The organism is Marinobacter daqiaonensis (genome assembly GCF_900115285.1).
GTDB lineage: Bacteria > Pseudomonadota > Gammaproteobacteria > Pseudomonadales > Oleiphilaceae > Marinobacter > Marinobacter daqiaonensis.
This window is the reverse complement of record NZ_FOYW01000001.1, coordinates 565,841-579,846: the sequence shown is the minus strand read 5'-3', so window position 1 is coordinate 579,846 and position 14,006 is coordinate 565,841. Positions and strand designations below refer to the sequence as shown.

The window sequence follows — 14,006 nt, the reverse complement described above, 5'->3', positions numbered from 1 at the left end:
TCTTTCATGCTGACTCTATCATTCCTTATGGGAATGTGTTGAATAAAAAACATGAATTGAGGTTATGGGACGCCGAGGAGTAGAATCCACCCCATAGCAGCCAACATCGAAGACCCGAATAAATCGAGAGAGAGGCACCATCATGGCGGGCAAGACCTTATACGACAAACTGTGGGACGACCACCTGGTCAAACAGCGGGACGACGGCTCCGCACTGATCTACATCGACCGGCACCTGCTCCACGAAGTCACCTCGCCACAGGCCTTCGAGGGCCTGCGCCTGGCCGGCCGCAAACCGTGGCGCATCGACGCCAACATTGCCACCCCGGACCACAACGTGCCCACAACCGACCGGGAGCGGGGCGTGGAGGGCATCGTTGATCCAGTGTCCCGGATCCAGGTGGAAACCCTCGACAGGAACTGCGACGAGTTTGGCATCCTCGAATTCAAGATCAAGGACCAGCGCCAGGGCATCGTCCATGTCATCGGGCCGGAGCAGGGCGCGACCCTGCCGGGCATGAGCATCGTCTGCGGCGACTCCCATACCTCCACCCACGGCGCCTTCGGCTGCCTAGCCCACGGCATCGGCACCTCTGAAGTGGAACATGTGCTGGCCACACAGTGCCTCGTCCAGCAGAAAATGAAAAACATGCTGGTCAAGGTCGACGGCAAACTCGGCGCCGGCGTCACCGGCAAGGACGTGGTCCTGGCCATCATCGGAAAGATCGGCACCGCGGGCGGTACCGGCTATGCCATCGAGTTCGGCGGCGAGGCCATCCATGACCTGAGCATGGAAGCCCGCATGACCATCTGCAACATGGCGATCGAGGCCGGCGCCCGGGTGGGCATGGTCAGTGTCGACGACACCACCATCGACTACGTCAGGGGCCGCCCGTTCGCGCCCTCGGAAGAACAGTGGGATGCCGCCGTTGAATACTGGCGCACCCTCCACAGTGATGCCGACGCCGTCTTTGACAAAGTGGTGGAGCTGGACGGTAGCGAAATCCAGCCGCAGGTCAGCTGGGGAACGTCTCCGGAAATGGTTGTGGGTGTCGAGGGCAATGTACCGGACCCGGATCGGGAAGAGGATCCCATCAAGCGGGAGGGGATCGTTCGCGCCCTGAAATACATGGGCCTGCAGCCCAACATGAAAATCTCGGACATCAAACTCGATCGCGTATTCATCGGTTCCTGCACCAACAGCCGGATCGAGGACCTGAGAGAGGCGGCCAAGGTGGTCAAGGGCCGTAAGGTTTCTCCCACCCTGAAGCAGGCCATGGTCGTTCCCGGTTCCGGCCTCGTCAAGGCACAGGCCGAACAGGAGGGTCTGGACAAAATCTTCATCGAGGCCGGTCTGGAGTGGCGCGACCCGGGCTGTTCCATGTGCCTGGCCATGAATGCCGATAAACTGGGCCAGGGCGAGCACTGTGCCTCCACCTCCAACCGGAACTTCGAGGGCCGCCAGGGCTTCGGCGGACGTACCCACCTCGTGAGCCCGGCCATGGCCGCCGCGGCGGCCATCAACGGACATTTCGTCGATGTCCGTGACATGATGAACTGATCCACAGGAGACAGACCATGAGAGCATTGCAACAGCACAAGGGCATCGTTGCCCCCATGGACCGGTCCAATGTGGATACGGACATGATCATTCCCAAACAGTTTCTCAAGTCCATCAAGCGGACCGGGTTCGGTCCCAACCTGTTCGACGAACTGCGTTACCTCGACGAGGGCAAGCCGGACCAGGACTGCGCCAACCGACCCCTGAATCCCGACTTCCTGCTGAATCAGCCCCGGTACCGAAACGCCAGCGTGTTGCTGGCCCGTCGCAACTTCGGCTGCGGCTCCAGCCGTGAGCACGCCCCGTGGGCCCTGGACGATTTCGGTTTCCGGGTGATTATCGCTCCGAGCTTCGCCGACATTTTTTACAATAACTGCTTCAAGAATGGTTTGTTACCCATTGTTCTTTCTGAAGAAGTGGTTGAGAAGCTGTTCCAGGAAACCTACGCCAACGAAGGTTATCAACTGGATGTGGATCTGGAGGCTAAGAGAGTCACCACCCCGTCCGGTGAGTCCTTCGACTTTGAAGTGGATGATTTCCGCCGTCACTGCCTTCTCAATGGCCTGGATGATATCGGCGTCACGCTTGAGGATGCCGAACAGATCCGGGCCTACGAAGAGCAGCGACGGGAAACCGCTCCCTGGCTCTTCAATGCGGGCCGGTAACCAACAAACCCTTTAAGCGAAACAGGAAAAGTCTATGTCCAGAACGGTATTGATGTTGCCCGGTGATGGTATTGGTCCGGAAATCGTCGCGGAAGCGGAAAAAGTCCTGCACAGGATCAACGACAGTTTCGAGTTGGGCCTCTCGTTCGAGTCTGGCCTGGTGGGTGGCGCCGCCATCGATGAGACGGGGGAGCCGCTGCCGAATGAGACCCTGGAGCGTGCCAGGAAGGTGGATGCCATCCTGCTGGGCGCCGTCGGTGGTCCCAAATGGGACAAGCTGGAAATGGCGAAGCGACCGGAGAAAGGCCTGCTGGGGTTACGGTCGAACCTGGAACTGTTCGCCAACCTGCGTCCGGCCATCCTGTACCCCCAGCTGGCCTCGGCTTCCTCACTCAAGCCGGAGGTGGTGTCCGGTCTCGACATCATGATCGTGAGGGAACTGACCGGCGGTATCTATTTCGGCCAGCCCCGGGGCATCCGGGAACTGGAAGGGGGAGAGCGGCAGGGTTTCAATACCTACGTGTACAGTGAATCAGAGATCCGCCGCATCGGTCGTGTCGCCTTCGAGGCGGCCCGGCAGCGCAAGGGCAGGCTGTGTTCCGTGGACAAGGCCAACGTACTGGAGGTGACGGTCCTGTGGCGGGAAATCATGGACGAGCTGGCGGGAGAGTATCCGGACGTGGAGCTGTCCCACATGTACGTGGACAACGCTGCCATGCAGCTGGTCCGTGCCCCCAAGCAATTCGACGTGATTGTGACCGGCAACATGTTTGGTGATATCCTTTCGGACGAAGCGGCGATGCTCACCGGCTCTATTGGCATGCTTCCGTCCGCGTCGCTTAACTCCGAAAAACAGGGCATGTATGAGCCCTGTCATGGTTCGGCGCCGGACATCGCCGGTCAGGGCATCGCCAATCCGCTGGCCACCATCCTCAGTGGCGCAATGATGCTACGGTATAGTCTTGGTGAGGAAGAAGCAGCCAAGGCCATTGAAGCAGCGGTCAGCAAGGTGCTGGACCAGGGCCTGCGCACGGCGGACATCATGTCCGAGGGGGCCAGGCAGGTATCCACCCGTGAAATGGGTGAAGCGGTGCTTGCCGCCCTGTAGCCGCGAACCCTGCGGCCAGTACATTCGACCCGACGGCAGCAGGATGCGGCTGCCGCGGGATCATCCATCCTGTCCCTAGCAGCGATAACGGTAGCGGGCGGGCATTAAATGGGTATTCCGTCAACATGAAGCGAGTTGGACTAGTAGGCTGGCGTGGCATGGTGGGCTCGGTCCTCATGCAGCGCATGCTGGACGAAAATGATTTTGCCGACATCGAGCCGGTGTTTTTTTCCACTTCACAGACCGGCAAGCCGGCACCGGACGTGGGCAAGGACGGCGTTCCGGCACTTCAGGATGCTTTTGACATCGACACCCTGAAGACCCTGGATGTGGTGCTGACCTGCCAGGGCGGCGATTACACCGGTGCTGTCTACCAGAAACTTCGGGATGCGGGCTGGGACGGCTACTGGATTGACGCTGCCTCGACTCTGCGGATGGCCGACCACTCGGTAATCGTACTGGACCCGGTCAACCGTAACGTAATCGATGCGGCGCTGGACGATGGCGTCAAGGACTATATCGGCGGCAACTGCACTGTCAGCCTGATGATGCTGGCGCTCGGCGGCCTGCTGGAGCAGGATCTGATCGAGTGGGTTTCGCCCATGACCTATCAGGCGGCGTCAGGTTCTGGCGCACAGAACATGCGTGAGCTGCTCAGTCAGATGGGCGAGCTCAGCGGCATTGTCAAGGCGGAGCTGGACAACCCTGCCTCCGCAATCCTTGAGATTGACCGCAAGGTTACCGAAGGCATGCGTTCCGGAACCTTCCCGGTGGAGCACTTCCAGGTACCGCTGGCGGGCAGCCTGATTCCGTTTATCGACAAGCAGCTCGATAACGGCATGAGCAAGGAGGAATGGAAAGCGGGTGTCGAGACCAACAAGATTCTGGGTCGCAGCGACAATCCCATTCCCATTGATGGCATCTGTGTACGGATTGGTGCCATGCGCTCCCACAGCCAGGCATTGACCATCAAGCTCAAGAAGGACCTTTCCGTTGGGGAGATCGAATCCATTCTTGCCGGCGCCAATGACTGGGTGAAGGTGATACCCAACGAGAGGGAAGCTACTATCCGTGAGCTCACTCCGGCCAAAGTGACCGGAACACTGAGCATCCCCGTCGGCCGTATCCGCAAGCTGGCCATGGGTCCGGAGTATATCTCCGCGTTCACCGTGGGCGACCAGTTGCTGTGGGGCGCGGCGGAGCCTCTGCGCCGCATGCTGCGTATTCTGCAGGAACGTTAAAAAACTGTCGCTACCGGAGGCCGGCAATGCCAACTGTGTACAGTTTCCGGTAAGACACCAGGGGCGACGGCTGATTTCAGTCGTCGCCCCTGTTATTTTTAGCACTCAATACAAGGCGGGTTACATCGCTGTCACAACTGTTTCCGTGACACACATCAGGAAGTGGTGCAACGGTTAAGGCTGATTGATTGATAAAAAAGGCTTTATCAATAATACTTGCCGCAATCCAACATTAATAAAGCGAAAGTCATCCAACCTCGTCCGATTCTGTATTCAATAGCGGTAACGAATAACGGAGACTGGTAAGGAAAAAGCATGAAGGTACGCAAGCTTGCGGTTGCCCTGGCTCTGGCGGGAGGGCTTGGTTCCGGTGTCGCACAGGCATTGGGCCTTGGAGAGATAGAGCTGCAGTCCTATCTCAACCAACCACTGAATGCAGAAATCGATGTACGCAGGGCCCAGGGCATCAGCCCGGACGAGATCATCGTCAACCTGGCCTCCGAGCGCGCCTACGAGCGTGTCGGCCTCAATCGTGATTTTTTCCTTTCCCGTCTTAATTTCAATGTCACCACTGACGCCAACGGCGAACTGGTGATTTCGGTGACCAGCAGCGAGCCGGTGCGCGAGCCCTACCTGAATTTCCTGGTGGAAGTGACCTGGCCCAGCGGTCGGGTGATGCGGGAATATTCGCTGTTGATCGATCCCCCGGTTTACGCCGAGGATTCCGGCGTCGAGGAGCCTGTGCAGGCCGCCCGTACCGAGCGCCGCACTGCCCAGCCCCAGGGCCGTCAGCAGCAGCCCCCGGAAACCGTGTCCAGGGATGCTGGCCAGGGCCGCACCCTGGGACCGACCACATCGTCGGACACCCTCTGGACCATTGCCCAGCGGGTGCGCCCGGACAGCAGCGTTTCCATGAATCAGGTCATGCTGGCACTGCAGGACCTCAACCCGGACGCATTCATTGACGGCAACATCAACCGCCTGAAGCGGGGCGAGGTACTGCGGGTCCCGGACATGGAAGACATCCGCGCCAGATCCCAGGCTCAGGCAACCCGAGAGGTCGCGGCACAGAACAGGGCCTTTGCCCAGCCCGCCCGTGAAGTGGATGCCACCGATCAGGCCGTGGCCGACACCGGTGATACAGGTACAGCGCCTGCGGGCGCCTCCGATGAACTTCGTCTGGTGGTTCCCCAGGACGGCGAAGCCACCCGGACCGAAGGCTCCGCCGGCGGTGATGGTCGCCAGGGCGGAACCGCTGATGCCGGGCGAGCCGTGGCACTGGAGGAGCTGGATCGCGTCCAGCGTGAGAACGAAGAGCTGAACAGCCGGCTTGAGGATCTGCAGGATCAGGTCGAGACCCTCCAGCGCCTGATCGAGCTGAAAGACAGTCAGCTGGCCGAGATCCAGGGGTCGGTGGCCGCGGAAGAGCAAGCCGCGCCGGCCGGCGATGGTCCCGTCACCCCGGATGACATGACAGCGGATGAAACCGGTGAAGCGGCAGAGCAGGATGCAGCCGCCGACGCCACGCCGGACGAGGACGTACAGGCCCCTGCGACGGAGGATGCAGAGCCCGCGCCGGATGCCGGGCAGCAGGAACCTGAGGCAGAGGCCGCTGAAACTCCTGCGGCAGAAGGCACGGAAACTTCCCCCACGGCAGAGCCGGACGTTGAGGTGACCCAGCCGGCGGAAACCGGAGAGGCGCCCGCCGCGGCGACTGAAGCGCAGCCTGAACCCACCGCCTCTGCAGACCCTGAAAAGGGTTTGGTCGCCCGAGCGATCGAACTGATCGCCGGCAACTTCATGTACCAGATCGCCCTCGGAGGTTTTCTGGTCTTGCTGCTGTTGCTGGTTCTGTTGGTCTCCCGTCGTTCCGGTGGCAAGGACAAGGACTTCTACCGCCAGCTGGACGAGGAAACAGGTGAGGATGAGGGCGGTTTCGAGCTGTCCCTGGGCGAGGAAGACCTTGCCTCTGAAACCACCGCGCTGGAAGAGGCTGACCGCTATGTCTCCTACGGCCAGCATGATGCGGCAGTGGAGGTGCTGGAAAACGCCATATCCCGTGAGCCCAGCCGCTCCGATCTGCGCCTGAAGCTGTTGGCGGTCTATGCCGACACCGGTAACCGCTCGGCCTTCGACAAGCAGTATGCCGAGCTGGAAGCCATGGAGATGGACGAGGCCATGCCAGAGGCCCAGGCGCTCCGGGCCCGACTGGAAGAGATGGAATCGACCCCCAGTATCGATGAGCTGGAGTCCCAGCTCCGGGGCGATAGTGGTTTCAGTGCCTACGAGTCACCGGCCTCGGAATCGACCCAGCCGCCAGCGCCTTCCGACGAGCAGGCCAATGAACTGATTGCCGGCTTCGAGGAACTGGATCTGCCGGAAGAGGAAAACCGGGAAAGTGATTGGTCCGGTCCCGATGAGGCCATTGAATTCGACATCTCCGGACTGGCACACGAGACACCGGACCGACAGTCCCCGCCTGAGAGCGAGCTGCCCGCTGAGCCCGCCGGCGAGGAGGGGGAAGAATCCCTCGCCGACATTGATTTCGAATTCCCGGAGGAAGAGGAAGCATCAGAGGCTGATGTCAGCGATCAGGGCGGCGAGGAACCGCTGAATCTCGAAGACAACGACGATTTCAGTTCCCTGGAACTGGATGACGCAGGATTCGACAGCGAGCCGGCACCGGAAGACGTCCAGGGTGCCGCGGATCTCGCTGAGGAAGAGTCGGCCCTGGAGTTTGACGACACCGATCTGGAGACCGGCGATCTGGACCTGGCCGACAGCTCGGTGAACCCGGAGGATGAGGCCGACCTCGACGAATCCTTCCTTGACGAGCTGGACGCGGAACTGGACCGGGTTGAGGCTGGACAAAGCGCCGAGCCTTCCCGGGCTTCCGAGGACAGTTTCGACGACCTCGAGCTGGACGTGTCCGATGAAGATCTCGCGCTGATGGACCAGGTTTCCGAATCAGAGCCTGAGGACGAAAGCCGGCTGGATCTGGACGATCTCGACCTGGATGAAGCCGGAACAACCGAGGGTGACATCGACGATCTATCGGATCTGGAAATCCCGGAACTGGACAGTGACGACCTTGCGGAGGAGAAGCCGGTGGAGGGAGCCAGTACTGCAGGAAAGTCCTCCGGTATGGATATCGATGAGATGGATGAGGCTTCATTGGGGGATGACGATGATTTCGACTTCCTCTCCGGTACCGACGAGGTGGCCACCAAGCTGGACCTTGCCCGTGCCTACGTCGACATGGGTGACAGTGAAGGTGCCCGGGAGATTCTCGAGGAGGTGATTCTCGAGGGAACGGATGAGCAGAAGAGTGACGCGCAATCGCTACTCAAAAAACTCCCGTAATCCGTTATAATAGCGATCCCGACAAGAACGCCGGCCCATGGGCCGGCGTTCTTCATTGATTGCACCTGTATTCAGGAAAGACATTGTTCCAGACGCCCGTCCCCCTCACCACAGACAAGCCGATCGGACAGGGCCGGGTGGCCCTGGTCCTCGAGTACGATGGCGCGGCCTACCATGGCTGGCAATTCCAGAAAAGTGGTGTTCCCTCAGTGGAGACGGAACTGACCCGGGCGGTCAGCAAGGTTGCGGACGAGCCGGTTGAGCTGGTCTGCGCGGGCCGGACGGATGCCGGTGTTCATGCCAGCTACCAGGTGGTGCATTTCGAGACCCGGGCGTTGCGCAACCTGCGCTCGTGGGTGATGGGCATTAACACCGCGCTGCCGGCGAATATCGCCGTACACTGGGCGGGCGATGCCCCGGAGCCTTTCCATGCCCGCTTTTCCGCCGTGTATCGGCGCTATCGGTATGTTATCTTCAATGGTCCGGTACGGCCGGCGCTGCTGCCGTCCCAGGTCTCCTGGACCTTTCGCCCGCTGGATGCCGGACTCATGCATGAGGCGGCGCAGATGCTGACAGGTGATCACGATTTCAGTGCTTTCCGGGCCGCCGGTTGTCAGTCCCGTTCGCCCCGTCGTTTTGTGGAGTTTATCCGGATAGACCGTCGTGGTGATTTCGTGGTGATGGACGTGCAGGCCAATGCGTTCCTCCATCATATGGTGCGTAATTTTGCCGGGGCTCTCATGGCGGTGGGGCAGGGAAAATACCCGCCCCCATGGATAGGAGAGGTCCTGGCGGGCCAGGATCGCCGGCTTGCCGGTGTCACGGCGCCGCCCGGGGGGCTTTACCTGGTGGATGTCGGCTATCCGGATCATTTCGGTATTCCGTCGGCCCTTTGCGGTCCCACGTTCGTGCGCCCCTGGTTCGATGACGCCGCCAATGGCCCGGTAACGCCGAGCTGGATTCACCAGAAACAACGAACGCTGTCCTGACGAGGTCGCCGTGGAACTGGCACGAGTAAGAACAAAGATATGCGGTGTGACCCGGCCGGAGGATGCCGTGGCGGCTTCCCGGGCGGGTGCCGATGCTCTCGGGCTGGTGTTCTACAACAAAAGCCCCAGGTCCGTGACTCTTGAACGGGCTCAGGAGATCGCCGCCGTTGTGCCGGCCTTCGTGACTCTGGTGGGACTGTTCGTGAATCCGTCGCGAATGGATGTGGAGATGGCACTGTCCCGGATTCCTCTGGACCTCCTCCAGTTTCATGGTGACGAGACCCCTGAATTCTGCACCCAGTTCCGTCGTCGCTGGATCAAGGCCGTGCGGGTCCGCGATGCCGCGGTGGTTACGGATGCGTTTGATCGTTACCGCGAGGCATCGGGATTGCTGGTTGATGCGTATGACCCTTCACGCTATGGCGGGACCGGCCAGAGTTTTGACTGGTCGGTCATCCCGCGACAGCGTCCCTTACCCCTTATATTGGCCGGTGGGTTGAACTCTGCTAACGTGGCGACCGCTATCGGGCAGGTGCGGCCATGGGGTGTGGATGTCAGCGGCGGCGTCGAGAGCCCCGACGGGACAGCCGACGGCACCCGGAAAGGAATCAAGGATGTGTCCAAAATTACCGAGTTTCTGAGCGAGGTTAACCGTGTCAATCAAACTGACTGAAGAAATGCTGGGCCAACTGCCGGACGCAAGGGGCCATTTCGGAGACTATGGCGGCCGTTTCGTATCCGAAACGCTGATGGACTCTCTCATGACCCTGGAGCGGGAATACCTGCGCCTCAAGAAGGATCCCGAGTTCCAGGCCGCTTTCGACAAGGATCTCGCCCATTATGTCGGTCGCCCGAGCCCGCTGTATTTTGCTGAGCGCCTGACCCGTGAAACCGGCGGTGCGCAGATCTGGCTGAAGCGGGAGGATCTTAACCATACCGGCGCCCACAAGGTGAACAACACCATCGGTCAGGCGCTTCTGGCCAGTTTCCTGGGCAAGAAGCGGATTATCGCGGAGACCGGCGCCGGCCAGCATGGTGTGGCCACCGCGACAGTCTGCGCCCGCCTCGGGCTCGAATGCCACGTGTTCATGGGTGCTGAGGACGTTCGCCGACAGTCCCTCAACGTATATCGGATGAAGCTGCTGGGGGCCCAGGTCCATTCAGTTCAGAGCGGCACCCGCACCCTCAAGGACGCCATGAACGACGCCATGCGGGACTGGGTTGCGAATGTGGACGACACCTTCTATATCATCGGCACCGTGGCCGGGCCCCATCCGTATCCCCTGCTGGTTCGCGACTTCCAGTCCGTGATTGGCAGGGAGACCCGTGAGCAGTCCCTCAAGCAGGCGGGCAAGCTGCCGGATGCACTGGTGGCCTGTGTCGGCGGTGGCTCCAATGCCATCGGGATGTTCTATCCCTTCCTGACGGATGAGAGTGTCCAGCTCTATGGGGTCGAGGCCGGTGGCCTGGGTATTGAAACCGGCCAGCATGCGGCGCCGCTGGCCGCTGGCCGCCCCGGCGTGCTCCACGGCAACCGCACCTACCTGATGGAAGACGAGAATGGCCAGATCGCAGGCACCCATTCCGTGTCAGCGGGCCTGGATTATCCGGGTGTGGGACCTGAGCACAGCTGGCTGAAGGACATTGGCCGGGCCAACTACGTCTCTGTGACCGATGAGGAGGCCCTGAACGCATTCCGCAGGCTGACCCGGGTGGAGGGCATCATGCCGGCCCTGGAGACCGCCCATGCCGTGGCCTATGCCATCAAACTGGCCGCTGAAATGGAGCCGGACCAGATGGTGGTGATCAACATATCGGGTCGGGGCGACAAGGACATTCATACCATCGCCCAGCTTGATGGTATCGAGGCCTGAATGACCGGGCCCGACCGAACCAGGAACCAGGTTTTGAACAGGAGCAGGCATGAGTCGAATTGAAGGGGTGCTTAACAACCTCAGGGAGCAGGGCCGCAAGGCTCTGATTCCCTACATTACCGCTGGCGATCCCCATCCGGATCAGACCGTCGAGCTGATGCATACGCTGGTGAAGGCAGGGGCCGATATCATTGAGTTGGGCGTGCCGTTTTCGGACCCCATGGCCGACGGACCGGTCATCCAGCTGGCCTGCGAAAGGGCCCTGAAGCATGGAACCTCCCTGCGGCAGGTGGCCGGACTGGTCAAAACTTTCCGGGAGCAGGACCCGGATACGCCGGTTGTGCTGATGGGCTACCTGAATCCCATGGTGGCCATGGGTTATGAAGCTTTCGCCGATATTGCCGCCGATGCCGGTGTCGACGGCATTCTCACGGTGGACCTGCCGCCGGAAGAGGCCGACGAGGTCGCTCCGCTTTTCGCGGCCCGCAAGATGGACCCCATTTTCCTGCTGGCGCCAACCACCACGGATGAACGCATCCGGTTGATCAGTGAACACGCTTCCGGCTATGTGTACTATGTTTCTGTTAAAGGTGTAACAGGCTCCGCCGCCATTGATGTGGATGAGGTGGCCCGCAAGGTGGCCAATGTTCACAGTATCACCAGGGTGCCGGTGGGTGTGGGTTTCGGCATCCGTGATGCGAAAACCGCGGCCGCTGTGGGTAAGGTATCCGATGGTGTAATAGTCGGCAGTGTGCTGGTGGATACAATAGCGCGAAACCAGACGGATCCCGCCCAGCTGAAACAGGCGCTTACGGATCTGTTGCAACCCATGCGCAAGGCTCTGGACGGGCTGGTTTCCTGACGGCGCAAGCCGGCCCCAGTCAGCAGGTAATGACAGGATGACAACATGAGTAACTGGCTAGACAAGATCATGCCGAGCAAGATCCGCTCGGAATCCAAGCAACGGACGGGAGTGCCGGAGGGGCTGTGGAAGAAGTGTCCCAAATGTGGCGGTTTTCTCTACAAGCCCGAACTGGACAAGAACCTGGATGTTTGCCCCAAGTGCAACCATCACCTGCGGGTCAATGCCCGCCGCCGACTTGAGATTTTTCTTGACGAGGATGGCCGCGAGGAGATCGCCAGCGAGCTCGAGCCCTGGGACCGTCTCAAGTTCAAGGACACCCGCCGATACAAGGAGCGTCTCGCCCAGAACCAGAAGGCAACCGGCGAGAAGGATGCCCTGGTGGTAATGAAGGGCAAGACCCTGGGCATTCCACTGGTGGCCTGCGCCTTTGAATTCAACTTCCTGGGTGGCTCCATGGGCCAGGTCGTAGGGGAGAAGTTCGTTCGTGCCGCCAACATCTGTCTTGAGGAGCGCATCCCACTGGTGTGCTTTTCGGCATCCGGCGGGGCCCGGATGCAGGAGGCCATTATCTCCCTCATGCAGATGTCCAAGACCGCTGCGGTTCTTGAACGCATGAAACAGGAGGGCATACCCTACATCTCAGTGATGACCGATCCGGTGTTCGGTGGCGTGTCCGCAAGCCTGGCCATGCTGGGTGATCTCAATATTGCCGAGCCCTACGCCCTGATCGGGTTCGCGGGGCCGCGGGTCATCGAGCAGACGGTACGGGAAAAGCTGCCGGAGGGGTTCCAGCGCAGTGAGTTCCTGCTTGAGCACGGTGCCATCGATATGATCCTGCACCGTCACAAGATGCGTGAGCGAATCGCTTCGGTGCTTGCCAAGTTTACCGGCCAGGAGCGACCGGAGACGGAGAGTCCCATAGAGTTCGAGGTAACGGAACGGCCTGACAATCCTGAAGCCGCCAATGTCCAGGAGTGAGGCGCCGGTGACGCCCCCTGATGAGGGGGCGGTCCTTGATGACTGGCTGTCTTACCTCGAATCGATTCACCCCACCGAAATGGATCTTGGCCTGGACCGGGTCCTGCTCGTTCTCAGGCGCCTGATGCCCTCCAGGCCCGCCAGTCGGGTGATAACCGTTGCCGGCACCAACGGCAAGGGTAGTACGGTTGTGGCCCTGGAATCGCTGCTGCTGGCTGCCGGGGAAACCGTGGGTTGCTACACCTCACCGCATCTGATGGTGTACAACGAACGGGTTCGCATCAACGGGCGGAATGTTTCCGATGACAGCCTTATCCGGGCTTTTCAGCGGGTCGACAAGGCCCGCTCCGGCGTTTCCCTGACCTATTTCGAATTCGGCACCCTGGCGGCCTTCCTGGTGATGGAGGAAGCCGGCGTGCGCAATATGGTTCTTGAAGTGGGGCTTGGCGGTCGGCTGGATGCGGTGAATGTGCTGGACGCCGATCTGGCCATTATTACCTCCGTTGACCTGGACCATACGGCCTGGCTCGGTAATGACCGCAATACCATCGGTTTCGAGAAGGCCGGTATTCTCCGGCCCGGCCAGCTGGCCATCTACGCCGATGAGGACCCACCCGCCTCGGTACTCCAGCAGGCCCGGGCCCAGAAGGTCAATCTCCAACGGCCTGGCACCGGCTACTTTCTGGAGACCACTGCCGGGGGGCCGGTGCTGATAACCGACGACGCCGAACATCGGGTGGCGCTGCCCCCCAACGGCCTGCCGTTATACAGTCTGGCGGCGGCCGCCATCGCCATGATCAGGCTGGGATCGCCCCTGACAGATAGCCAGATCGCCGCCGTCCTCGGGTCGGTTCAACTGGCTGGCCGCTTTGAAAAGGTTGCCAGGGAACCGGACGTCTACGTGGATGTGGGGCATAACCCCCATGCCGCCGGCTGGCTGGCGCGGCGGCTTGCCGACCTGCGTCAACAGGCGCCCGATGCCCGGGTCTGGGCAGTGTACGCGGGACTCGAAGATAAGGATTCAGCCAATGTGGCGGCCGCCCTGGCTCCGGTTGTGGATTACTGGTACCTGGCCGGCCTTGCCGTGCCCCGGGGTTTATCGGCGACCGCCCTGGCCAGCCGGCTTCATGGCCCGGTGGCCGATCAGAACGTCGCCGTGCTGGAGTCGGTGACGGAGGCGGTCCAGGCCGCCCTCAGCAAGGCCGGCACAGGAGACATCCTGCTGGTGTTCGGGTCCTTTTTCACGGTGGCGGAGGCGCGACGCTATTTTCCCGGGACGTCTTAAAGATTGGTCATGGACGATTGCGCTCTTTGAGTTCGGAATCTGTGGCGGTTATATTCACATTCAGCAGTTCCGGGTCG

At 60.9% G+C, this 14,006-nt stretch carries 11 protein-coding genes; all 11 read left to right on the top strand.

Going from position 1 to position 14,006, the window contains the following annotated elements; all coding sequences use genetic code 11:
• Positions 1-142 precede the first annotated feature (142 nt).
• Positions 143-1,561, top strand: coding sequence for a 3-isopropylmalate dehydratase large subunit (gene leuC / locus BM346_RS02680; RefSeq protein WP_092008749.1), 1,419 nt, complete (start codon positions 143-145; stop codon positions 1,559-1,561).
• Between the two features lie 17 nt (positions 1,562-1,578).
• A complete protein-coding gene (leuD, locus tag BM346_RS02675) occupies positions 1,579-2,226 on the top strand; it encodes a 3-isopropylmalate dehydratase small subunit (protein ID WP_092008748.1) in 648 nt (215 codons plus the stop codon).
• A gap of 34 nt (positions 2,227-2,260) precedes the next feature.
• A complete protein-coding gene (gene leuB, locus BM346_RS02670; RefSeq protein ID WP_092008747.1) occupies positions 2,261-3,334 on the top strand; it encodes a 3-isopropylmalate dehydrogenase in 1,074 nt (357 codons plus the stop codon).
• Between the two features lie 125 nt (positions 3,335-3,459).
• A complete protein-coding gene (gene asd, locus BM346_RS02665; protein ID WP_092008746.1) occupies positions 3,460-4,575 on the top strand; it encodes an aspartate-semialdehyde dehydrogenase in 1,116 nt (371 codons plus the stop codon).
• A gap of 315 nt (positions 4,576-4,890) precedes the next feature.
• Positions 4,891-7,938: a FimV/HubP family polar landmark protein gene (locus BM346_RS02660; RefSeq protein WP_092008745.1), complete on the top strand. Its 3,048-nt coding sequence runs from the start codon at positions 4,891-4,893 to the stop codon at positions 7,936-7,938.
• A gap of 83 nt (positions 7,939-8,021) precedes the next feature.
• Positions 8,022-8,927, top strand: coding sequence for a tRNA pseudouridine(38-40) synthase TruA (gene truA / locus BM346_RS02655; RefSeq protein WP_092008744.1), 906 nt, complete (start codon positions 8,022-8,024; stop codon positions 8,925-8,927).
• A gap of 16 nt (positions 8,928-8,943) precedes the next feature.
• A complete protein-coding gene (locus BM346_RS02650) occupies positions 8,944-9,600 on the top strand; it encodes a phosphoribosylanthranilate isomerase (protein ID WP_092013227.1) in 657 nt (218 codons plus the stop codon).
• Positions 9,593-10,801, top strand: coding sequence for a tryptophan synthase subunit beta (trpB, locus tag BM346_RS02645; protein WP_406812904.1), 1,209 nt, complete (start codon positions 9,593-9,595; stop codon positions 10,799-10,801). The genes BM346_RS02650 and trpB overlap by 8 nt, the downstream gene beginning before the upstream one ends.
• Before the next feature lie 49 nt (positions 10,802-10,850).
• The gene (gene trpA / locus BM346_RS02640) at positions 10,851-11,663 is read left to right on the top strand and encodes a tryptophan synthase subunit alpha (protein ID WP_092008742.1); all 813 of its coding nucleotides are present in this window, start codon (positions 10,851-10,853) and stop codon (positions 11,661-11,663) included.
• Positions 11,664-11,708: 45 nt separating this feature from the next.
• The gene (gene accD, locus BM346_RS02635) at positions 11,709-12,644 is read left to right on the top strand and encodes an acetyl-CoA carboxylase, carboxyltransferase subunit beta (RefSeq protein ID WP_092008741.1); all 936 of its coding nucleotides are present in this window, start codon (positions 11,709-11,711) and stop codon (positions 12,642-12,644) included.
• Between the two features lie 7 nt (positions 12,645-12,651).
• Positions 12,652-13,929: a bifunctional tetrahydrofolate synthase/dihydrofolate synthase gene (gene folC / locus BM346_RS02630; RefSeq protein ID WP_227662946.1), complete on the top strand. Its 1,278-nt coding sequence runs from the start codon at positions 12,652-12,654 to the stop codon at positions 13,927-13,929.
• The last annotated feature ends 77 nt before the right edge of the window (positions 13,930-14,006 follow it).

Bases quoted from the DNA above. Each gene is read 5' to 3' on its own strand.
- leuD (WP_092008748.1), top strand. From the start codon at position 1,579: ATGAGAGCATTGCAACAGCACAAGGGCATCGTTGCCCCCATGGACCGG.
- leuB (WP_092008747.1), top strand. From the start codon at position 2,261: ATGTCCAGAACGGTATTGATGTTGCCCGGTGATGGTATTGGTCCGGAA.
- BM346_RS02660 (WP_092008745.1), top strand. From the start codon at position 4,891: ATGAAGGTACGCAAGCTTGCGGTTGCCCTGGCTCTGGCGGGAGGGCTT.
- asd (WP_092008746.1), top strand. From the start codon at position 3,460: ATGAAGCGAGTTGGACTAGTAGGCTGGCGTGGCATGGTGGGCTCGGTC.
- trpA (WP_092008742.1), top strand. From the start codon at position 10,851: ATGAGTCGAATTGAAGGGGTGCTTAACAACCTCAGGGAGCAGGGCCGC.
- accD (WP_092008741.1), top strand. From the start codon at position 11,709: ATGAGTAACTGGCTAGACAAGATCATGCCGAGCAAGATCCGCTCGGAA.
- leuC (WP_092008749.1), top strand. From the start codon at position 143: ATGGCGGGCAAGACCTTATACGACAAACTGTGGGACGACCACCTGGTC.